The sequence below is a fragment of the Streptomyces sp. NPDC037203 genome, assembly GCF_055605065.1.
This window is the reverse complement of record NZ_JBVJUC010000003.1, coordinates 338531-359796: the sequence shown is the minus strand read 5'-3', so window position 1 is coordinate 359796 and position 21266 is coordinate 338531. Positions and strand designations below refer to the sequence as shown.

Annotated in this window: 20 protein-coding genes; 12 read left to right on the top strand and 8 right to left on the bottom strand. The window is 74.0% G+C overall.

Going from position 1 to position 21266, the window contains the following annotated elements; all coding sequences use genetic code 11:
• Positions 1-15: 15 nt before the first annotated feature.
• Entirely contained in the window at positions 16-420 is a 405-nt protein-coding gene (locus ACZ7EC_RS10875) for a pyridoxamine 5'-phosphate oxidase family protein (RefSeq protein ID WP_471060701.1), read from the top strand.
• Between the two features lie 6 nt (positions 421-426).
• On the opposite strand, the gene ACZ7EC_RS10870 is transcribed toward ACZ7EC_RS10875, so the two are convergent.
• From ACZ7EC_RS10870 to ACZ7EC_RS10850, 5 genes are all read right to left on the bottom strand, one after another.
• Positions 427-1221, bottom strand: a complete 795-nt coding sequence (locus tag ACZ7EC_RS10870; RefSeq protein ID WP_471060698.1) for a 3-hydroxybutyrate dehydrogenase — start codon at positions 1219-1221, stop codon at positions 427-429.
• A 57-nt stretch (positions 1222-1278) separates the two neighbouring features.
• Positions 1279-1758: an NUDIX hydrolase gene (locus ACZ7EC_RS10865; protein WP_471060696.1), complete on the bottom strand. Its 480-nt coding sequence runs from the start codon at positions 1756-1758 to the stop codon at positions 1279-1281.
• A gap of 111 nt (positions 1759-1869) precedes the next feature.
• Positions 1870-3480 carry an apolipoprotein N-acyltransferase gene (gene lnt, locus ACZ7EC_RS10860; protein ID WP_471060693.1) on the bottom strand — a complete coding sequence of 537 codons (1611 nt, stop codon included), beginning with the start codon at positions 3478-3480 and terminating at the stop codon, positions 1870-1872.
• Between the two features lie 151 nt (positions 3481-3631).
• Positions 3632-4177: a hypothetical protein gene (locus tag ACZ7EC_RS10855; RefSeq protein WP_471060690.1), complete on the bottom strand. Its 546-nt coding sequence runs from the start codon at positions 4175-4177 to the stop codon at positions 3632-3634.
• Between the two features lie 92 nt (positions 4178-4269).
• Positions 4270-5064, bottom strand: a complete 795-nt coding sequence (locus ACZ7EC_RS10850; protein WP_471060687.1) for a glutamate racemase — start codon at positions 5062-5064, stop codon at positions 4270-4272.
• 39 nt (positions 5065-5103) lie between these two features.
• On the opposite strand from ACZ7EC_RS10850, the gene ACZ7EC_RS10845 reads away from it, so the two are divergent.
• Positions 5104-6297 carry a glycosyltransferase gene (locus ACZ7EC_RS10845; RefSeq protein ID WP_471060684.1) on the top strand — a complete coding sequence of 398 codons (1194 nt, stop codon included), beginning with the start codon at positions 5104-5106 and terminating at the stop codon, positions 6295-6297.
• A 1-nt stretch (position 6298) separates the two neighbouring features.
• Here the strand turns inward: ACZ7EC_RS10845 and ACZ7EC_RS10840 are convergent, their stop codons facing one another.
• The gene (locus ACZ7EC_RS10840) at positions 6299-7582 is read right to left on the bottom strand and encodes a TerD family protein (protein WP_471062015.1); all 1284 of its coding nucleotides are present in this window, start codon (positions 7580-7582) and stop codon (positions 6299-6301) included.
• A 304-nt stretch (positions 7583-7886) separates the two neighbouring features.
• Here ACZ7EC_RS10840 and ACZ7EC_RS10835 point away from each other — a divergent pair, with 304 nt between their 5' ends.
• From ACZ7EC_RS10835 to ACZ7EC_RS10820, 4 genes are all read left to right on the top strand, one after another.
• A complete protein-coding gene (locus tag ACZ7EC_RS10835) occupies positions 7887-8330 on the top strand; it encodes a DUF6643 family protein (protein ID WP_471060682.1) in 444 nt (147 codons plus the stop codon).
• Positions 8331-8373: 43 nt separating this feature from the next.
• A complete protein-coding gene (locus ACZ7EC_RS10830; protein ID WP_471060679.1) occupies positions 8374-9213 on the top strand; it encodes an MOSC domain-containing protein in 840 nt (279 codons plus the stop codon).
• Positions 9214-9363: 150 nt separating this feature from the next.
• Entirely contained in the window at positions 9364-9966 is a 603-nt protein-coding gene (locus ACZ7EC_RS10825; RefSeq protein ID WP_471060676.1) for an Rv1733c family protein, read from the top strand.
• Positions 9967-10203: 237 nt separating this feature from the next.
• Positions 10204-12642 (top strand): right-handed parallel beta-helix repeat-containing protein, encoded by a 2439-nt coding sequence (locus tag ACZ7EC_RS10820; RefSeq protein WP_471060673.1) that lies wholly within the window; start codon positions 10204-10206, stop codon positions 12640-12642.
• A 23-nt stretch (positions 12643-12665) separates the two neighbouring features.
• On the opposite strand, the gene ACZ7EC_RS10815 is transcribed toward ACZ7EC_RS10820, so the two are convergent.
• Entirely contained in the window at positions 12666-15206 is a 2541-nt protein-coding gene (locus ACZ7EC_RS10815; RefSeq protein WP_471060670.1) for a hypothetical protein, read from the bottom strand.
• A 272-nt stretch (positions 15207-15478) separates the two neighbouring features.
• Here ACZ7EC_RS10815 and ACZ7EC_RS10810 point away from each other — a divergent pair, with 272 nt between their 5' ends.
• Complete coding sequence (locus ACZ7EC_RS10810) at positions 15479-16369, top strand: DeoR/GlpR family DNA-binding transcription regulator (protein ID WP_471060667.1); 891 nt, start codon at positions 15479-15481, stop codon at positions 16367-16369.
• 322 nt (positions 16370-16691) lie between these two features.
• Here the strand turns inward: ACZ7EC_RS10810 and cds1 are convergent, their stop codons facing one another.
• Positions 16692-17819 carry an L-cysteine desulfhydrase Cds1 gene (gene cds1 / locus ACZ7EC_RS10805; RefSeq protein WP_471060664.1) on the bottom strand — a complete coding sequence of 376 codons (1128 nt, stop codon included), beginning with the start codon at positions 17817-17819 and terminating at the stop codon, positions 16692-16694.
• A 313-nt stretch (positions 17820-18132) separates the two neighbouring features.
• Here cds1 and ACZ7EC_RS10800 point away from each other — a divergent pair, with 313 nt between their 5' ends.
• From ACZ7EC_RS10800 to ACZ7EC_RS10780, 5 genes are all read left to right on the top strand, one after another.
• On the top strand, positions 18133-18456 hold the full coding sequence (locus ACZ7EC_RS10800; RefSeq protein ID WP_471060661.1) for a hypothetical protein: 324 nt from the start codon (positions 18133-18135) through the stop codon (positions 18454-18456).
• Between the two features lie 451 nt (positions 18457-18907).
• Positions 18908-19510, top strand: a complete 603-nt coding sequence (locus ACZ7EC_RS10795) for an ATP-binding protein (protein ID WP_471060658.1) — start codon at positions 18908-18910, stop codon at positions 19508-19510.
• 107 nt (positions 19511-19617) lie between these two features.
• Positions 19618-20196, top strand: a complete 579-nt coding sequence (locus tag ACZ7EC_RS10790; RefSeq protein ID WP_471060655.1) for a TetR/AcrR family transcriptional regulator — start codon at positions 19618-19620, stop codon at positions 20194-20196.
• A 16-nt stretch (positions 20197-20212) separates the two neighbouring features.
• Positions 20213-20362, top strand: a complete 150-nt coding sequence (locus ACZ7EC_RS10785) for a hypothetical protein (protein ID WP_471060652.1) — start codon at positions 20213-20215, stop codon at positions 20360-20362.
• Positions 20359-21261 carry a phosphotriesterase family protein gene (locus ACZ7EC_RS10780; protein ID WP_471060649.1) on the top strand — a complete coding sequence of 301 codons (903 nt, stop codon included), beginning with the start codon at positions 20359-20361 and terminating at the stop codon, positions 21259-21261. Before ACZ7EC_RS10785 ends, ACZ7EC_RS10780 begins: the two co-directional genes overlap by 4 nt.
• The last annotated feature ends 5 nt before the right edge of the window (positions 21262-21266 follow it).

Sequence of the window (21266 nt, the reverse complement as noted above, 5' to 3'; positions counted from 1 at the left end):
GGGGACGATGGCCTGGTGCAACACAACGACGGCATTCTCGCGCTCGACCGGGAGGCCTGCCTGCGCCTGCTGGCAGGAGTGCCGGTCGGCCGGGTCGTGTACACCAGGCAGGCGCTCCCCGCGGTCCTCCCCGTCAACTTCTGCCTCGACGCGGACTCCTCCGTGCTGCTGCGCACCTCCGCCGGCTCGGACCTGGCACGCGCCGTCGACGGTGCCGTGGTCGCCTTCGAGGCGGACGAGTTCGACGCGGCGACCCGCTCCGGCTGGAGCGTGGTCGTCACCGGCCGCGCCGTGCTGCTGCCCGGCACCGAAGGCCGGGACCTCCCCGGCCGCCCGGACTCCTGGATGCCGGTCCGCGACGACATGCTCGTGCGGATCGCGTCCGAGGTCGTCACCGGGCGTGAGCTGACCGGTGCGTGAGCGCCCTCAGTGGGCCGTCCAGCCGCCGTCCAGGACCAGGGACGTACCGGTGACGAAGGACGCCTGGGGGCTGCACAGATAGGCCACGGCCTCGGCGACCTCCTCCGGTTCGATCAGCCGGCGCAACGCGCTGTCCTTCAGGAGCACTTCGGACAGCACCCGCTCCTCGGGGATGCCGTGGGCCTTCGCCTGGTCGGCGATCTGCTTCTCCACCAGGGGGGTGCGGACGTAGGCCGGGTTCACGCAGTTGGAGGTGACGCCGTGCGCGGCGCCCTCCAGCGCGGCCGTCTTGGACAGTCCCTCCAGCCCGTGCTTGGCGGCGACGTACGCGGACTTGAACGCCGAGGCGCGCAGCCCGTGCACCGAGGAGACGTTGACGATCCGGCCCCAGCCCCGCGCGTACATGTGCGGCAGCGCGCCGCGCACCAGGCGGAAGGGCGCCTCCAGCATCACGGTCAGCACCGTGTGGAAGACGTCCGGCGGGAACTCCTCGATGGGGCGCACCAGTTGCAGCCCCGCGTTGTTGACCAGCACATCGGTGCCGGCGGCCGCCGCCTCGGCCGCGTCCAGGTCGGTCAGGTCGAGCGGATGCGGGACGACGGTGCCCGCGAGGTCCGGGGACCGCCGCGCCTCCTCGGCGAGCGCGGCGAGCCCCGCCTCGTCGCGGTCGACGGCTCTGACCCGCGCCCCGGCGGCCGCGAGACGCAGGGCGCAGGCGCGGCCGATACCGCTCGCGGCACCGGTGACGAGGGCGGTGCGGCCGGCCAGATCGAGGGCGAGGGGCTGGATGGGGGAGGTCATGGGCCGACCCTAACGAAGGCGGCCGGCGTCGGGGAGGGGCCCCGGCCGAGTCCGGTCTCAGCCGAGCGTGGCCGGCTCGAACCAGGTGGGCTCCTCGGTCAGGGCCTGCTTGATCCGGGTGAGCGCGAACTCGTTCAGGTCGGGCAGCGCGTCCACGGCGAACCAGCCGACCTCCAGCGACTCGTCGTCGTTGACCCGCGCCTCGCCGCCCACCGCCCGGCAGCGGAAGGTGATGTCCATGTACTGGCACACGTCCCCGTTGCCGTACGTGACCGGCCGGAGCGCCTGGACCAGGACGATCCGCTCGGGTCGGCACCGTACCGCCGTCTCCTCGAAGACCTCCCGTACCGCGCAGTCCGCGGGCTGCTCTCCCGGCTCCGGGATGCCGCCGATCACCGACCATTTCCGGGTGTCGGTGCGGCGGCCGAGCAGCACCCTGTCCTCGTCGTCGAAGACGATGGCCGTCACTCCGGGCAGCCAGAGCAGCTGGTGGCCGGCCGAGGCACGCAGGGCGCGGATGAAGTCAGGTGTAGCCATGGGACCGACCCTAACCGGCCGCTCCCCCGCCCCGGCGCGGGTCCGGAGCGGCTTCGGCGGCCGGTCCGGTGGGTACGGCGACCGGGTACGTCGACCAGCTGGGTACGGCGCCTACGCCTCGGTGGTGCGCCGCGCCCGCAGTCCGGAGCCGACGGCCCACCCGATGCCGCCCGCGGCGACGAGCACGAGCGCCATCTCCGGCAGGATGCCCAGCTCGGTCGCGGGCGTGGTGGAGGTGCGCAGCGGCACCTTCTGCTCCAGGTAGGCGGGCACGAACATGCCGGTCTTCTGGGTGATCTTCCCGTCCGGCATGATGATCGCGCTGACGCCGCTGGTCACCGGGACGGTCACGGTGCGGCTGTGCTCGACGGCGCGGATCCGGGACATGGCGAGCTGCTGGTAGGTCATCTCGCTGCGGTCGAAGGTCGCGTTGTTGCTGGGCACGGAGATCATCTCGGCGCCGTGTGTGACGGTGTCCCGCACGTCCCAGTCGAAGGCGGCCTCATAGCAGGTGGCGAGCCCGACCTTGGCGCCGTCCATGTCGAACACGCCCGGCTTGGTGCCCCGGCTGAAGTCCTGGCGGAGCATGGTGGTCCAGTTCTTGTTGATGGCCCCCACGAGCCCGCGCAGCGGCATGTACTCGCCGAACGGCTGGATCTGCCGTTTGTCGTACGTCTGTGTCGGGCCCTTGGCCGGGTCCCACAGGACCTGCTCGTTGAGCTGCTTGCCGTCCCGGTCGACGACGGCGCCCACCGAGATGGGCACGCCGATCGCCTGCGAGGCCTCGTCGATGACGGCGGCGGCGTCAGGGTCGTTGAAGGGGTCCAGGTCGGAGGAGTTCTCCGGCCAGAGCACGAGGTCGGGTTTGGGGACCTTGCCCGCCTCGACGTCGGCGGCGAGCTTGAGGGTCTCCTTCACATGGCGGTCGAGCACGGCGCGGCGCTGGGCGCTGAACTCCAGGCCCTCGCGCGGCACATTGCCCTGGATCACGGCGACCGTCCTGGTGCCGTCCTCGGCCTTGTCGCTGACCAGGCCGCGCGCGGCGAGGGCGCCGGCCACCGGCACGGCCACGCTGAGCAGCGCGGCGGCGGCCGCGGCGCGGCGCACGGTGCGCGAGCGGCGCCGCTCGGCGATCAGCCGGGCCGCCTCGTACAGGCCGAAGCCGCACAGGACGACCGCGAAGCCCAGCACGGGGGTGCCGCCGACCGCGGCGAGCGGCAGGAAGACGCCGTCCGCCTGGCCGAACGCGATCTTCCCCCAGGGGAAGCCCCCGAAGGGCACGCGCGCCCGTACGGCCTCGCCGGTGATCCAGACCGCCGCGGCCCACACCGGCCAGCCGGGCAGCCGGGAGACCGCGGCGACGCCCACGCCGACCAGGGCGATGAAGACGGCCTCCACCGCGACCAGGGCGAGCCAGGGCAGGCGGCCGACCTCCACGCCGGTCCACACCAGCAGGGGCAGCAGGAAACCGAGCCCGAAGAGATAGCCGAGCCCGAGCGCCGCCTTCCAGCGGCGCCCCCGCAGCACCCACCCGAACCCGGCGAACGCGGGCAGCGCCAGCCACCACAGGGGCCGCGGCGGGAAGCTGACGTAGAGCAGCACTCCGCACAGGGCGGAGGCGACGGCCGGGACCAGGCGCGGCAGCCGGCGGCGCAGCGCACCGGGCGCGGGGGACGGCCGGAGCTGGTCCGGCTGGTCCACGGAAGTTGCGGTGACGGTCACGCGGGTGAGTGTACGGCCGCTGACCTCGGCATCGACAGCCGCGGTCAGCGGCCGCCCGCCGCCTCGCCGGGCCCCGCCGCGGAGACCTCGCTTGCACGCGCGGGCTCGCTGCCGGGGGCCGATCCGGAACCTCCAGGGCCCCACGTTCGGATCAGGCCGCCGTCCCCGGTGTGATCGACCGCAGCCGTGCCCTGATCACCCGGACCGCGGATTCCGCGTTGTCGACGGTGACGGTGAAGGTGTGTCCGTCCCAGAGGCTGAGCACGATGCCCTCGCCCCGTCGGACGACGACCGCGGTGCCCTTCTCCGGGCGCCAGCGGTAGCCCCAGCCGCCCCATTGCCGGGGGGTCACCAGGGCGGTGAAGTCGGCGCCCGCGACATGGGAGAGCGGGATGCGCCGGCGCGGCAGTCCCGCGTGGCCGCAGCGCACTTCGACGCACTCCCGGTCGAGCCTGAGGTCGACGTGGACGAAGGCGAGGGTGCCGAAGATGACCAGCAGTCCGGCCGCGATGCAGCCGACCACGGACATCGCCAGGGCGGTGATCCCGGACGTCCACGCGGAGTCCACGGCCAGCTTGATCCCCAGGGCCAGGCAGGCCGCCCCGGCCAGGGCCAGCAGCCACTGCACCCGGTTGGTGGCGCGTCCGGTCCAGACCTCGGGGGTGAAATCGTCCTCGGTACGGGGCTGGTCCCTCATGAGTACGAGGTTACTCAGGAATCCCCGTGCGAGTACCGCCTCTCGGGCCGCGTCCACCCCCCGCGCGGCCCTGGCCGGCGGAAAGGCGCGGGTCAGGTGCGGTCGGCGAAGGGTCCCACCGCGGGCAGCAGCCGCCCCTCGGCGTAGTGCAGCGCCGCCGCCGGCAGCTCGCCCTCCCGGCCGCTGAGCAGCACGGTGAGGGTGCCGTCCGCGGGCGCGTCGGAGGCGGGCGGCTCACCCAGGCGGCGCAGTGCCTGGGCGGCCACCGCGCCCGCGGAGCCGTGCAGGACCAGCGGGGCCGCGCCGGGGCGCTGCACGGCGGCGCGGATGCGCTCGGCGACCAGCTCGTAATGGGTGCAGCCCAGGACGACGGTCGTCACCTCGGCCGGCGTGAGCGCGGCCGCCGCGGTGACGGCCGCCTCGATCGCCGCCTCGTCCGCGTGTTCGATGGCCTCGGCGAGACCCCAGCACGGCACCTCGGTCACCGGCACGCCGTCCGCGAAGTCCGCGATGAGTCCGCGCTGGTAGGCGCTGCCGGTGGTGGCGGGGGTCGCCCAGATCGCGAAGGGCCCGCCGCCGGCCGCGGCCGGCTTGATCGCCGGGACGGTGCCGATCACCGGGACGCCGGGCTCCAGGCGGGCGCGCAGCGCGGGCAGGGCGTGCACACTGGCCGTGTTGCAGCCGACGATCAGCGCGTCGGGCCGGTGGGCCGCGGCGGCCTCGGCGACGTCGAGCGCGCGCCGGGTGAGGTCCTCGGGGGTGCGCGGCCCCCAGGGCATGCCGTCGGGGTCCAGGGAGAGGACGAGATCCGCGTCGGGCCGCAGGCGCCGTACCGCGGCGGTGGCCGCGAGCAAGCCGATTCCGGAGTCCATGAGCGCGATCTTCACCCGGCCACGATAGACGATCCGCTCATGTGAACGGCTCGGGTGGGGCAGACTGCGCCCGTGAGCGCCTTCCTGTGGATCACCGTCGTCTCGCTGGCCGCCTGGTGCTGGCTGCTGCTGTGCCAGGGCTTCTTCTGGCGCACCGACGTCCGGTTGCCGCGCCGCCGGGAACCGGAGGTGTGGCCGTCGGTCTGCGTGGTCGTACCGGCCCGCGACGAGGCCGCCGTGCTGCCCGCGAGCCTGCCGTCGCTGCTCGCGCAGGACTATCCGGGGCGGGCCGAGGTCTTCCTGGTGGACGACGGCAGCACGGACGGCACCGGGGAGCTGGCCCGCGCGCTGTCCGCGCGGCACGGCGGGCTGCCGCTCACGGTGGGTTCGCCGGGCGAGCCGCCCGCGGGCTGGACCGGCAAGCTGTGGGCGGTGCGGCACGGCATCTCGCTGGCCCGCGCGCGCGAGCCGGAGTACCTGCTGCTGACGGACGCGGACATCGCGCACGCCCCGGACAGCCTGCGGGAACTGGTCGCGGCGGCCGGGGGCGGCGGCTTCGACGTGGTCTCGCAGATGGCGCGGCTGCGGGTGGAGAGCCGCTGGGAGCGGCTGGTGGTCCCGGCGTTCGTGTACTTCTTCGCGCAGCTGTACCCCTTCCGCCGGATCGGCCGCGAGGGTTCGCGCACGGCGGCCGCGGCGGGCGGCTGCGTCCTGCTGCGCGCCGACATGGCCGGGAAGGCGCGGATCCCGGACGCCATCCGGCACGCGGTCATCGACGACGTCGCCCTCGCCCGCGCGGTCAAGGGCGCGGGCGGCCGGGTCTGGCTGGGCCTGGCCGACCGGGTGGACAGCGTCCGGCCGTACCCGCGGCTGCACGACCTGTGGCGGATGGTCTCGCGCAGCGCCTACGCCCAGCTGCGGCACAACCCGCTGGTGCTGCTCGGCACGGTGGCCGGGCTCGCGCTGGTGTATCTGGTGCCGCCGGTGGCCGTGGTCGCGGGCGCGGCGGCGGGCAGCGCGCCGGTGACCGCCGCCGGGGCGCTGGCGTGGGCGGTGATGGCGGGCACCTACCTGCCGATGCTGCGGTACTACCGGCAGCCGCCATGGCTGGCCCCCTTGCTGCCGTACACCGCGTTCCTCTACCTGCTGATGACCGTGGACTCGGCCGTGCAGCACTACCGGGGGCGCGGGGCCGCCTGGAAGGGCCGTACGTACGCCCGTCCCGGCGCGGTGCCCGACGAGGGCTGAGTCACTTGCGGCCCGGCGTCCAGTTCATGCCCCAGCCGTAGGCGCGGTCGATGGTCCGCTGCGGGCTCACCCCGCGCTCCGGCACGAGGTAGCGGGCCTCGCGCCGGACGACGAGATCGCCGCCCGTGTTGGTGAGCAGCGCGAGCGCGCACACGGTGGAGGGGACCGTGCACTCGTCCAGCGAGAAGTCGACGGGGGCGCCGTACTGCGGCTGGAGGGTGACGGTGGCGTGCAGTCCGGCGAAGGACGACGCGCCCTCGTAGACGGTCACGAAGACGAGGACGCGGCGCAGCTCCGCCAGGTGGTCCAGGTTGACGGTGAGGTTCTCGCCGCTCGCCACCGCGCCGGTGCGGTCGTCGCCGTCGAGCTGGATGTACGGCGGCCGGTGCAGCGAGCCGAAGGAGTTGCCGAGCGCCTGGACGACCCCTCTGCGGCCGTCCGCGAGTTCGTACAGGGCGCACAGGTCGAGGTCGAGGTTTCCGGGACCACCGCCGCCCCAGCGGGCGCCCCAACCCGAAAACTGTTCGCGCGTCCGCCAGTTGAGGTTCACCCGCATGACGCCCGAGGTGCCGCCCTGCTTCGCCAGCGAGACGGAGGGAGCGGTCCTGGTGAGGGTGATCTTGGCGAGGCGGACGGGCGGCGCGGCCGGTGCGGGGGGCGGTGGCGCGGCGGTCAGGCGGGGCCGGCCGGGGGCCGGAGCGTCCGCCGGAGGGGTCGGCGTGGAGTGCGGTACGTACGCCGGCGGCACCGGCGCGGGCGCGGGTGGCGGCTCCTCCACGGTGATGCCGAACTCCGCGGCGAGGCCCGCCAGTCCGCTGTCGTAGCCCTGGCCGACGGCGCGGAACTTCCAGCCGCCCTGACGGCGGTAGAACTCGCCGAGCAGGAAGGCGGTCTCGACACTCGCGCCGGGGCTGTCGAAGCGGGCGACGAGCCGCCCGGTCGCGGGGTCGGTCACCTCGATGTACAGGTCCGGGACCTGCCCGAACGTGCCGCCGTGCACCGAGGCGGCGAGGACGATCCGCTCGACCGCGCCCTCCACGCGCGCGAGATCGACGGACAGGGTGTCGACGACGAGCGCGCCCTCGGTCCGCTTGCCCTCGTGCCGCACGGCCCCCGAGGGGTGGGCGGGACGGTCGCAGAAGACGAAGTCCGCGTCAAAGCGGACCTTTCCGGCGGCGAGCAGCAGCGCGGAGGCGTCCGCGTCGGGCACTCCGGGCCCCTGGCGCCGGCCCAGTTCGACCCGCAGCGCGGTGGCCGGAACCGGTGTGTTCGATCCCTTCGGCATTGACATGTCGACCCCCTCGCCTTCCCGCCCGCGTGCCCGCGGCGTCCGGTTCATCCACGCATGCCCAATCTATGCCCGGCGCCGCCGGACTCCCATGGGCCGCGCACGCGAAGACCCGTGAAGATCGCTGGTCGACCGCCGGTAACCCCGCCCGGAAACCTGTTCCTTACATGATCTATACGTGAACCGCTGCCCTTTTTCGACAACTTCGCTCGTATTGAGGATCCCCGGTCACCACCGACACGGAAAACAACCCTCTTATCGGTCTCCCCAACCAGCACATCGTGGGCTTAACTTATGTGCCATGACCTCCCCCCGCTCCACCTATGGCGGCGGCTATTACTCCGCCTCCTTCCGGGACACTCCGATCTACGACTCCCTCGTGGCCGAGCGGGGAACCCCGCAGATCGCCCCGATCCGGGTCCCCGCCGCCTACGACATGGGCAGCAGCCTGCCCGCCCTGCCGTCGGCCCTCCCCGCACTCCCGGCCGCGCCCTCCGCGCAGCCCCCGGCCCCCGGCTACGGCTATCCCCAGCAGCAGCAGCCCGCCCCGTTCCAGCAGGCGCCCACGGCGTACATCCCGCAGCAGGCGAGCGCCCCGCGCGGCTATCCCGGCCCGCAGGCCCCGCAGCAGCAGCGCCCGATGGCGCCCGGCACCGGCTACGAGGCGATGCGGCCGGCCGCACCGCGCCCCGTGCAGGCGCCGTACCAGGACCCGTACAACCATCCCCAGCAGCGGGGATACTGATCGAAGCGCCCCCGCTGTCGGTGGCACCTGGCACGATGGCGGTATGGACATCGCCGAAGTGCAGTCGATCCACCTCTACCCGGTCAAGGCGTTCCAGGGCGTGGCGGCCGACGCGGCCGCGGTGGAGCCCTGGGGGCTGGCCGGAGACCGCCGCTGGGCGCTGATCGACGCCGGGGGGAAGGTCGTCACCCAGCGGGAGCAGCCGCGTCTCGCCCTCGCCGCCGCCGAGCCCCTGGCCGGCGGCGGTCTGCGTCTGTCGGCGGCCGGCCGGGCGGCGATCACCGTCGAGGTGCCGGAGCCCGAGGGCACCGTGCCGGTGAACATCTTCGGGCAGAAGGTGGAGGCGGTGCCGGCCACCGCCGCCGCGCACGCCTGGTGCAGCGCCTACCTCGACCAGGACGTGCGTCTGGTCCACCTGGACGACCCGGCCACCCGCCGCCCCGTCGACCCGGACTACGCGCTGCCGGGCGAGACGGTCAGCTTCGCCGACGGCTACCCCGTGCTCGTCACCGCGTCAGCCTCGCTCGACGCCCTCAACTCCCTGATAGCCAGGGGCCGTCACACCGAGGAGGGGCCGCTGCCCATGAACCGGTTCCGGCCCAGCGTCGTGGTGTCCGGGACCGAGGCATGGGCGGAGGACGCATGGGCCCGCGTCTCCATCGGCGAGGTCGTCTTCCGCGTGGCGCGCACCTGCGGGCGCTGCGTGGTGACCACCACGGACCAGGCAACCACCGCGCGCGGCCGGGAGCCGCTGTACACACTGGCCCGGCATCGCCGCTTCGGCGGCAGTCTCGTCTTCGGGCAGTACGTCGTGCCGCTCACCCGAGGCACCGTGCGGGTCGGCGACCCGGTGCGGGTGCTGGAGCGGAGCGTGAGCCGGTAGCCGGCAGCCGGTGGCTCCAGGGTCGGTGGTCCGGGGGTCGGCTTTCGCGATCGGGGAACCCTGGTGGCGTCGCCGGTCGTTGGGGTGACATGAGAAATGCGTGAGACGTCGCGGTCGCGACCGGCCGCGGGGGACGTGGGGGGTGGGGAGATGCGGGCAGTCACGGGTCTGTGGCGCTGGAGACGCAATCCGCTGTGCCGCGCGACCGATCTGGCCGAGGCGTGGGTGGCTCTGACGGCTCTGGTCCTGATCACCGTGGTGGCGCCCCTGACCGGCGCGCTGGTCGGCTTCGTCACCGGGGACTCGCTCCAGCGTGCCGCGCGGACGGAGCAGCACACCCACCACCTGGTCACCGCCACCGTGGTGCGACCGCTGGGCCGGGCACCCGAGAGCGACCCCGACAGCACCGGCGTGCACGAGACCCGCAGCCGTGTCGTCGCCGACTGGTCCGCGCCGGACGGCACCGCGCACCACGGCCCGGTCCTCGCCGATCTCAAGTCCCCGCACTCTGGCGACCACTTCGGGCTGTGGACGGATCCGCAGGGCCGAATAACGACCCGCCCGCTGGACACCGTCACGGCGACGGCCCACGCCGTCCTGGCCGGATTCGGCGCCGCCCTGCTGGCCGCCGCCCTGATCGAGGCCGCCCGGCGGCTCACCGTCTGGCGCATGGTCCGCCGCCGGTACGCCCGCTGGGACCAGGCATGGGACCGGGCCGGCCCGGACTGGGGCAAGGCGGGCACCGGCAGCTGACCGGGGGCGGCCTGTGGTCAACCCACCCCGGACGCACACGCTACGGTGGACCGGCCGAAGCGCTTTCGGCGACAACCCGCAGGCGGGCGCACATCGGGACTCGCGGGCAGGCGGGGACGCGAACGGGCAGGCCCGGCGGCCGGGCACGCTCACGGACCCGGCACCGGCAGCGCCGCCCGGACGGGGCGTCGGCCATCAGCGGCCATCAGTACGACGAGGTGGGGGCAGAGCAACGCCATGGCACAGGGCACGGTCCAGGTGACGCACACCGGCACCTCGCGGTGGCGGCGCCGCACGGGTGAGTACGCATCGCTCGCCGCCGCCCTGGAGGCCGCCGCCGACGGCGATGTCCTCACCGTCGCCCCCGGCACCTACCGGGAGAACCTCGTGATCCAGCGGGCGGTGACGCTGCGCGGACCGGACGGCTCCCCCGGCTCGGTGCGGATCGTGCCGGTGGACGGGGTGCCGCTGACCGTACGGGCCTCGGCCGTGGTGCAGGACCTGCATGTGGAGGGCCAGGACGCGGCGGCGCCCGCGCTGCTGGTCGAGGAGGGCACGCCCGAGCTGATGGACGTGCGGATCGTGACCCGCTCGGCCGTCGGCGTGGAGGTGCGCGGCGCGGCCCGGCCGACCGTGCGCCGGGTGACCGTGGACAACCCGGCCGGCATCGGCATCGCCGTACTCGACGGCGGCGGCGGGGTGTTCGAGGAGTGCGAGATCGTGGCGGCCGGACAGGCGGGCGTGGCGGTGCGCGGCGGCGGCCATCCGCGACTGGAGCGCTGCCGGGTGCACCACGCCTCGGGCACCGGGCTCACCGTGACCGGCGAGAACTCCTCGCTGGAGGCGGTCGGTTGCGAGATCTACGAGGTCCGCGGCTCCGGCGTCCAGGTCACCCAGCGGGCCACCGCGCAGCTGACCGACTGCGATGTGCATCGCACCACCGCCGACGGCGTCACCCTGGACACGGACGCGGTGCTCACGCTGGAGGACTGCCGGCTCCACGACATCCCGGAGAACGCGGTGGACCTGCGCTCGCGTTCGGTGCTCACGCTGACCCGGACCACCGTCCGGCAGTTCGGGCGCAACGGGCTGTCGGTGTGGGACCCCGGCACCCGCGTGGACGCCAACCAGTGCGAGATCTTCGACAGCACCGGTGACTATCCGGCGGTGTGGGTGAGCGACGGCGCCACCGCGGTGCTGGACTCCTGCCGGGTGCACGACGTGCCGGACGCGCTGTTCGTGCTGGACCGCGGTTCCCGCGCGGACGTGGTGGACAGCGACCTGTCCCAGGTGCGCAACACGGCCGTGTCGGTGAGCGACGGCGCGACCGCGCAGCTGGACGACTGCCGGATCAGGGACGCGGCGACCGGCGCCTGGTTCCGGGACCACGGCAGCGGCGGCACCCTGAACAACTGCACCGTGGACGGCACCCAGACCGGGGTGATCGTCACCAAGGGCGCCGATCCGACGATCGAGCGCTGCACCGTCGACTCCCCCGCCGAGGCCGGTTTCTACGTCTCCGCAGGCGGCCGGGGCAGCTTCCTGAACTGCCGGGTCAGCGGGAGCGGGGGGTACGGCTTCCATGTGATCGACGGCTGCCGCACCACGCTGCGCAAGTGCCGCACCGAGCGCTGTGCGCGCGGGGGTTACGAGTTCGCCGAGGGCGGCCCCGACGCCGGGTCCGGCTCGGGTCCGGTCGTGGAGGACTGCACCAGCGACGAGAGCGGCAGCCTGCGGCCCCCGGCGCCGCGGGAGACGGCCGTGCAGACGGTGTCGCACTCCACCGGGTTGCTCGGCTCGATCCCCGGCCAGCGCAGCACCGAGCCGGAGCCGCCGGCCACCGCGCCGCAGCCGGTGGAGCCGCCGCGTACGTCGAAGGACGTGCTCGGTGAACTCGACGCGCTGGTGGGCCTGGAGAGCGTCAAGCGCGAGGTGCGGGCGCTGACCGACATGATCGAGGTGGGCCGGCGGCGGCAGCGGGCGGGGCTCAAGGCGGCCTCCGTCAAGCGGCACCTGGTCTTCACCGGCTCCCCCGGCACCGGCAAGACGACGGTCGCCCGGCTGTACGGCGAGATCCTCGCCTCCCTCGGTGTGCTGGAGAAGGGTCATCTGGTCGAGGTGTCCCGCGTCGATCTGGTCGGCGAGCACATCGGCTCCACCGCGATCCGCACCCAGGAGGCGTTCCAGCGGGCGCACGGCGGGGTGCTGTTCATCGACGAGGCGTACGCACTGTCGCCGGAGGACGCCGGGCGTGACTTCGGCAAGGAGGCCATCGACACGCTGGTGAAGCTGATGGAGGACCAGCGGGACGCGGTGGTGGTGATCGTCGCCGGGTACACGGCGGAGATGGAGCGCTTCCTGTCCGTCAACCCCGGCGTGGCCTCCCGTTTCTCCCGCACCATCACGTTCGGCGACTACGGTCCGGAGGAGCTGCTGCGGATCGTGGAACAGCAGGCCGACGAGCACGAGTACCGTCTCGCGCCCGGCACCGCCGAGGCCCTGCTCGCCTACTTCACCACCCTCCCGAAGGGCCCCGCGTTCGGCAACGGCCGCACCGCCCGCCAGACCTTCGAGGCCATGGTCGAACGGCACGCGAGCCGCGTCGCCCAGCTCCCCGACCCGACCACCGACGACCTGACCCTCCTGTACCCGGAGGACCTTCCGGAACTGCCCTGAGCCCCGCGCTCGCGGCGCGGGCCTCAGGTCGCCGACTCTTCGCGCGGGGCGGGGAGTTGCGCGCGCAGTCGGGTCAGCAGCAGTGCCCTTACGCGGGCGAAGGCCGGGTCGTCCTGGTAGTCGGAGTGGCCGAGGATCGGGGCCGGGAGCGGGTGCTCGGGGGTGCGCCCGTAGGCGAGGGGGTCCCGCAGCGGCGGCTGGTCGACGGGAGGCCGGCCGTCGGCGGGCAGGCGGACCGGGCCGCCGATCGGGTCGGTGCGGCGGTAGAGGTTGTTCCAGCAGGCGATGTCGCGGTGCAGTCCGGCGAGCGCGGCGGGCCCGAAATGGGCCGGGAACCAGCGGCCGTACAGCCGCTCCAGCGGTGAGCCGTACGTCAGCAGCGCGACCCGCGACCGGGCGGCCGGGGGCAGCTGCCAGGCCGCCGCGGCGGCGAGCACGCTGCCCTGGGAGTGGCCGGAGAGCACCAGTCGGCCCCCGGTCGCCCCGGTCCAGGTCGCCATCCGCCAGGTCAGATCGGGCACCGCGCGCTCGGCGTAGCACGGGGGCGCGAAGGGGTGTGCGGCGCGCGGCCAGAATGTGCCGATGTCCCACAGGATGCCGACGGTGCGCCGGGCGCCGCGGTCCTTGTAGGCGCGCCGCCCCCAGGTGACGAACAGCAGGAAACCGAGCCCGACCAGCCAGGAGCCGAGACCCTGCGAGACCCCGGCGGCGATCCGTACGGCGGCGACCGCGCCACGCGCCGCGTTGTCCGGCGTCCTTCCGCTGGCCAGGGCTCCGGCCAGCGCCCCGCAGCCCAGCACCAGGGTGGCGGCACAGAGCACGGTGAGGACGAGCGGGGCGTGGTCGGTGAGCGCGGCCATGGCACGGGCGTGGGCGATGGCGCGGGTACGGGCCGGATCCTCGGGCTCCCCCGGATGCTCTTGGCGTACGCGGGCGCGTTCGGCACGGGCGAGCCGGGCGGTGCCCGCGGCGAGCCGGAGCGCCGGCACCAGCAGCACCGCGAGCAGCGGCGGGATCATGGACGCCTGCCAGGTCAGCGACACCGGCGGCCCGGCGATGACGCCCCCGCCCAGCCAATCGGCCATTCGCTGAGCCACCCCGCCGGACATCACCCCGCCCAGCGCACAGGCGAGCAACACGGTGGCCGGCCCACCGAGACCATGGGTACCGAGGCGGGGGGCGGGCGGTCGAGGTGGGTCGGGAGACCGCTGAGAGTCGGGACGCCGGTGGGGATCGGGACGCCGGTGGGGATCGGCGAGGCCGCAGCCGTCACGGTGCTCCTCGGACGCCCCGCGCCCCGCACTCCCCCGGCATTCGTCCGCCCCCTGGTGCTCCTCCCTCCCCCGGCTCCTCTGTGCCCCGCGGCGCTCCCCCGCTCCCCTGTGCTCCATCCCCCACGCCACCACCCCGAGCACCACCACCAGCGCCCCCTGGGCCAGCATCAACCCGCCGAAGGCGGGGTCGCCCGGCAGGCGGCCGGTCGAGTGCCAGGTGGGGCGGGACCAGCCGGTGTAGAGGGCGGCGAGGAGGAGCAGGGCGAGCGCGGCCAGCGGGAGGAGTCGTACCAGGTGCCGGTCGAGTTCCTGGTCGACGCGGTGTTCCTCGCGGCCTCTGCGGCACACCACGGCCACCACCGTGCCTGCCCCGGCCGGCAGCAGGACGGTGAGCAGCCAGCCGAAGGCGTCCAGCGCTCCGGACCCGCCGGGCCGGTGGTCGAAGCGGACCGCCGGGGTGGCGAGGGCGGCGGCGATGGTCAGCAACCCGGCCGCCGTGTGGGCGGCACGCAGCCGGGCCACCAGCCGGCGCCCGTACCAGAAGCCCGGCCGCGCCAACGCGCTGCCGTCGGCGTCCGCAGGGTCCGGGCCCCGGAGCAGTGGGCGGTGGGACTCGTACGCGCCCCATGTACGGTGCGAGAGGTACCAGAGCAGCAGCACCAGTCCGCCCGGCACCAGCGCCGCGAGCGCGAGCCGCCGGCCCGGCTGGGACCACCAGCCGCCGGACGTGCCGAGCAGCGCCGCCCAGCGCCGTACGCCGGGACCCCCAGTCGTGTCCGGGGTGAGGAAGGCCAGCCAGAAGTGCCGCCCGGCGCAGGCTCGGGCGCCGGCGCACTGCCAGGCCACCAGGTCCAGGGCCACCTCGCAGGCGGCCGCCACCAGCAGCACCGTGAGGGTGAGGGCGGCCAGCCGCACCAGCACGCCGTAGAGCCGGACGGCGGGCGGACGGGCGGCGGGGCGCATCCAGTGGGCGAGATTGACCACCATGAACGGCAGCAGCAACAGCCACAGGGCGCGGCCCGCGTCCCCGGAGGTGAGGTTGCACCAGACGTACGCCTCCCGCACCGGTTCGCCCCGGTGCTCCGGCCCGCCCCGCGAGACGTCCTCGGCACGCCGGAAGAGGGCCGCCGTGCCGTCCCCGGCGACCCGCACGGTGCGCGCGTCGCCGAGCATCTCCTGCGGGGTCGTGCCGCCGACCCCGTGCACCAGCAGCTCCAGGTCGGCCGGCTCGGGTGCACGTCCCCCGGCCCGCTGTTCCTGTCCTGCGGGGTGTCCCTGAGCGCGTTCCACACTTCCCCCGCGACGTCGTGCGGCCTGTGTCCGTGTGCGCTTGATGTCCGGTTCCGGCAGGGTGCACACCGCCCGTCACGGAATCTCCCCGATCGAGGGGGCGGCGGCCGCGTCACCGGGCGGGCCGGCTGCGTGGACCGGGCGGTGGCGCACCCCGCACCGTCCCGTGAAAAGATGGGACGCCCGCGCACCCACGGGACGGACGGACGCGCTGCTCGCGGCGGGTGCGCCGGGTGTGCGGAACGGCTGGCGGCGAAAGGACCGGAGCGTACGTGAGCGAGAATCAGCACCTCCTCGCGGAGCAGCGCCGCGCCCTGATCCTGGACGAGGTCCGGCGCCGCGGCGGCGCGCGGGTCAACGAACTGACCCGCCGGCTCGGGGTGTCGGACATGACCGTGCGCCGCGACCTGGACGCGCTGGCCCGGCAGGGTGTGCTGGAGAAGGTGCACGGCGGCGCGGTCCCGGTGGTCGAGGCGAGCACCCATGAGCCGGGGTTCGAGGCCAAGTCGGGCCTGGAGCTGTCGGCCAAGGAGGACATCGCGCGGGCCGCCGCCGCCCTGGTCGCCCCCGGCACCGCGATCGCCCTGTCCGGCGGTACGACGACCTACGCGCTCGCCCAGCACCTGCTGGAGGTGCCGGACCTGACCGTGGTGACGAACTCGGTGCGGGTCGCGGACGTGTTCCACGCGGCACAGCGCACCTCGGGGCAGCGGCAGGGCGCGGCCACGGTGGTGCTGACCGGCGGGGTGCGCACGCCGTCCGACTCGCTGGTGGGTCCCGTGGCGGACCAGGCGATCGCCGCGCTCCACTTCGATCTGCTCTTTCTCGGCGTGCACGGCATATCGGTGGAGGCGGGTCTGTCCACGCCGAACCTGGCGGAGGCCGAGACCAACCGCCGTCTGGTGCACTCGGCGCGCCGCGTGGTCGTGGTCGCCGACCACACCAAGTGGGGCACCGTCGGCCTGAGTTCGTTCGCCACGCTGGACCAGGTGGACACCGTGGTGACGGACGCGGGGCTGCCGCACAAGACGCGCGCCGAGGCGTCCGAGCATCTGCGGCGGCTGATCGTGGCCGGGGAACCGGACCCCGAGGACACGGCCGGTGACGACGAGGAACCGGACGGCGACACCGCGGAACCCGGCGCCGCAGACGAAGACGACTGACACCGCGACACCCCGCGGTGCTTCTCGGCCGTCGCCTCAGGGGGACGGTCCCGGTCGCCAGGAAGCCCGAGTCGTACACGTACCGCGTGGATGTGACCGGCACTCCGGGCGCCCGGCCGGGCGTGGGCCGCGCCTTCCCGCAGGCGGCCGGCGCGCCGGAGCGGCAGCCGGCCCGGTCCACCGCGGCCCGGCTCGACACGACCCGCTCGCCCTGCCCAGTCCTTCGGTTGTTCGCATGGTGCGCTACCCCCGTGGCCGGGGCGAGCCGCGGTCCGCGAGGACACGGGCGACCGCCGCTTCCGCCGGCCGCCGCCGGCGCCGGTCAGGACTGCGGCCACATCCCCGTGGCCAGCAGCGTCTCGATCGCCGCCGTGTACGGCGCGATGTCCAGGCCCTGTTCCGCGAGCCACGCGTCCGAGTAGTACTTGTCGAGGTACCGGTCGCCCGGATCGCACAGCAGGGTGACGACGCTGCCGGTACGGCCCTCGGCCACCATCTCGGAGACGATCTTCAGCGCGCTCCACAGCCCGGTCCCGGTGGAGCCGCCCGCCTTGCGGCCGATCACCCCTTCCAGGGCCCGTACGGCGGCGACGCTGGCCGCGTCCGGGACCTTCATCATCCGGTCGATCGCGCCGGGCACGAAGCTCGGCTCCATGCGCGGCCGGCCGATGCCCTCGATCCGGGAGCCGCAGTCGCAGGTGACGTCCGGGTCGCCGGAGGTCCAGCCCTGGAAGAAACAGGAGTTGTCCGGGTCGGCGACGCAGATGCGGGTGTCGTACTGCATGTAGTGCACATAGCGGGCGAGCGTCGCCGAGGTGCCGCCGGTGCCCGCCGTGGCGACGATCCACGCCGGCTCCGGGAACCGCTCCAACTCCAGCTGGCGGAAGATCGATTCGGCGATGTTGTTGTTGCCGCGCCAGTCGGTGGCCCGCTCGGCGTAGGTGAACTGGTCCATGTAGTGGCCGCCGGTCTCCACCGCGAGGCGGGCGGACTCCTCGTACATCTTGCGTGAGTCGTCCACGAAGTGGCAGCGACCGCCGTGGAACTCGATGAGGCGGCACTTCTCGGCGCTGGTCGTGCGCGGCATGACCGCGATGAAGGGCACCCCGATCAGCTTGGCGAAGTACGCCTCGGAGACGGCGGTGGAACCGCTGGACGCCTCGATCACCGGGCGGCCGGGCCGGATCCAGCCGTTGCAGAGGCCGTACAGGAACAGCGAGCGGGCGAGGCGGTGCTTGAGGCTGCCGGTGGGGTGCGTCGACTCGTCCTTCAGATAGAGGTCGATGCCCCAGCGCTCGGGCAGCGGGAAGCGCAGCAGGTGGGTGTCGGCCGACCGGTTGGCATCGGCCTGCACCTTGCGCACGGCCTCTTTCAGCCAGTCGCGGTAGGCGGGGTCGGTACGGTCGACATCGAGGGTGGCGCCGGTCCTGGCCTGGTGGGTGATGCTCACGTCGGTGCTCCTTAGGCTGTGCGCCGACGGCGCCTGGGGCGGGCCGGCACTTTCGAGCATAAGCACCTTTCACACTGCTTCCCACCTGCATAAACGCATCTTTGGGCGGCCCAAAGACACCCTGGGGCACGGGCGTACGAGAGGACCCGGTGCGCCGCCGTGTGTGCTCCGGGCCGCTGTCGTGCGCGCCCCCGCGCGCACTGGTGCTCCGTGCCGTGGCGCGGCAGACTGCACGCGTCGGGACGATGGTCCCGCACGCGAACGGGGGCGCACACCGGAACACGGGAACACGCGCGCAAGGGGGCGGAGAGGGATGGCGGAGCCGGAGTTCACGGCCAAGGGCGTGCGGATCGGGAAACGCATGCGCTCGCTCACACGGGCCGGGCAGGTCCGGATCAACGACGGCAGGGTGGAGTTGCTCAACAGCCACGGCAGTGAGATCGACAGCGCACCGGTGCAGGCGGTGCGCGCCTCCAAACCGTGGTTCGCACCGGACGACAAGGCCCTGGCCGACATCAACGGCCAGCGGTACCTGCTGACGCTGGCCGAACAGGACCCCCCTCCGGGCGAACCGGGCACCCCCGCGGCCCGCCGCTTCATCGAGGCGGTCCGCCGGGCGGCGGGACGCGGCGACTGAAGGGGCGCGGCGGTCTCGCGGTGCCGGGGTGGCACCTGGTGCCCGATCGACATGTCGTGTCCAGTGGTGCCGACTTCCCGAGCGACACGCGGATGCGGGTGCGGGCCGGCACGAACCGCCCACGCGGCACGTCGTGTACGGGCGGCACGGGGTGCCCGCACACCGCCTCGCGTCCGGCCGGCACCGACGCCCCCACCCGCCGTACCTCCACCCGCACCTCACTCCAGGTCTCCCACTCCGGGTCCGGTTTCCATCCGGACGCGGCGAGTTGCAACACTCCGCCCCCTGCGCCACGCTGGTCTCACGTCACTCTGGGTTTACCGGCGATAACGCTGCGAACCAGCCCGCCGGCCACGACAGCAGGCGGCCGCATTTCCGGGGGGCCTGCTGGATCCGTTGTTCTCCGTGTTTTTCCGGTTCCTTCCGGACCTCACATCGGGGAGTCGCAGCCGTGATCAGTCACCCAAGCAGGCACTGCACGGTGGAGCTCCAAGCCCTGCCGTCGCGGATCGGCCAGGTCCGCAGAATCGTCTCTGCGCAACTGCGCTACTGGCATCTGGACCCCTTGATAGACCGGGCCGCGCTCGGCGTGACGGAGCTGCTCAGCAACGTCCACCGGCATGCCAGGCCCGACAAGTCGTGCACCGTGGAGCTGGAACTCCAGCCGGACCGGCTCACGGTCTCCGTACACGATCACGATCCGCGCCTGCCGGTGCCGTCCGACGACGCGGACACGGACGCAGAGGAGACGACACCGCTCGCCACCTGCGGCCGGGGCCTCGCCATGGTCGCCGCCGTCAGCGAGAGCTGGGGCGCGCGGCCGAACGGCGACAACGGCAAGGTGGTCTGGTTCACCCTGCCCGCGACGCCCGGCCACCCGGCCCGCACGCCGTGCCCCGCCCCGGAACACCAGCCCACCCCCACCCCGGTCGCGGCGGGAGTCATCGGTACGGCGGTCCCCGCGAGCCCCGCACGGACACCCGTCCCGGCAGCGGTCAGGCCCGCCCCCGGCGGGCAGGAACTGGCCGCCAATCACCCGGTCGCGGCGGGCTGACCGGCAGCGGCGGGCAGGCGTACGGCGAGTGGGGTACGGCGAGCAGCGGCGAACCGTCCGCCGTACTCCCGCCGCCCCGCAGAATGAGCACTCCTGTATCTACCAGTATGTACACTGCCTCCATGAGCACCTCCGAACGACTCATCGAGTCGACGCGCGACCTGCTCTGGGAGCGCGGATACGTGGGCACCAGCCCCAAGGCGATCCTGGAGCGCGCGGGCGCGGGCCAGGGCAGCATGTACCACCACTTCAAGGGCAAGCCGGACCTCGCCCTGGCGGCGATCCGCCGGACCGCCGAGCAGCTACGGGCGGCGGCCGAGCGCTCGTTGGACGGCCCCGGCACGCCGTACGAGCGCGTCGAGGCGTATCTGCGCCGCGAGCGCGAGGTGCTGCGCGGTTGCCCGGTCGGCCGGTTGACGATGGACCCGGACGTGATCGCCAATGACGAGCTGCGCGCCCCGGTGGACGAGACCCTCGCCTGGATCCGGGAGCGACTCGCCGGGGTCGTCGAAGAGGGCAGGCGGCAGGGGCAGTTCGCGCCCGAGCTGGACGCCGGACGGATCGCCGCGACGATCCTCGCGACCGTGCAGGGCGGCTATGTGCTGGCCCGTGCCGCCGGCTCCCCCGCCGCCTTCGATGCGGCCGTCGACGGGCTGCTGGCCCTCCTCGCGCCCCGCACCGCCTGAGGGAAAGAGCCATTCGATGCATGCCATGCAGTACGAGGTGACGCTGCATCTGCCGCGAGAACGCGGCGTCCACGGCTCGCCGGTGAACCAGTGGGGCGGCCTCCTCCGGGTGCCGCGTCTGTCCGCCCCCGGCCGCGACCGGCTGTTGCGCGGGCGGCACCGGTGATCCGTACCGTCCTCGGCGACATCCGCCCGCAGGAGCTGGGAGTGTGCGACGCGCACGACCATCTCTTCCTGCGCAGCAGGCAGTTGCCGGGCAGGGAACTGGACGACGTGGCCGCCGCACGGGCCGAGCTGGAGGCGTTCCGGGCGGCGGGCGGGGCCGCCGTCGTGCAGTGGACGCCGCACGGCATGGGCCGCCGCGCGGCCGACCTCGCGGCCCTGTCCCGCGCCACCGGAGTGCACCTGGTCTGCGCGACGGGCCTGCACCAAGCCCCGCATGTGGCACCGGAGTTGCTGACGGGTCTGCGCGGCCGGCTGGCCGAGGTCTTCGTCACCGAGCTGACCGAGGGCATCGGCACGACCGGGGTGCGGGCCGGGCTGATCAAGGTGGCGGGCGGTTTCCACACGCTCGACGCGCACGCCCGCTGGACCATGGCGGCGGCGGCCGAGGCGCACCACGCGACCGATGCGCCCATCGCCGTGCACCTGGAGCTGGGCACCGGCGCCCTGGACGTACTCGACCTGCTCTGCGGCGAGTTGGGGGTGCCCGGTGACCGGGTGATCCTCGGCCATCTGAACCGCTTCCCCGATCCGGTGACGCAGCGGCAGGCCGCCACCGCCGGCTGCTGGCTCGCCTTCGACGGCCCCTCCCGCGCCCATCACGCGACCGACTGGCAGATGCCGGCCGGCGCCCGCGCCCTCGCGGAGGCCGGCTTCGGCGACCGGTTGCTGCTCGGCGGCGACACGGTGACCGCCGGTGCGCGCTCGGTCGACGGCGGGCCCGGAATGCCGTACCTGCTGCGCCGCCTGCGCCCGCGCCTGGCGGCGGAGCTGGGCCCGGAACTGGTCGACCGGATCCTCACCGAACATCCCCGGCAGGCGTTCTCCGTCGCCTGGGCGTGACCGCG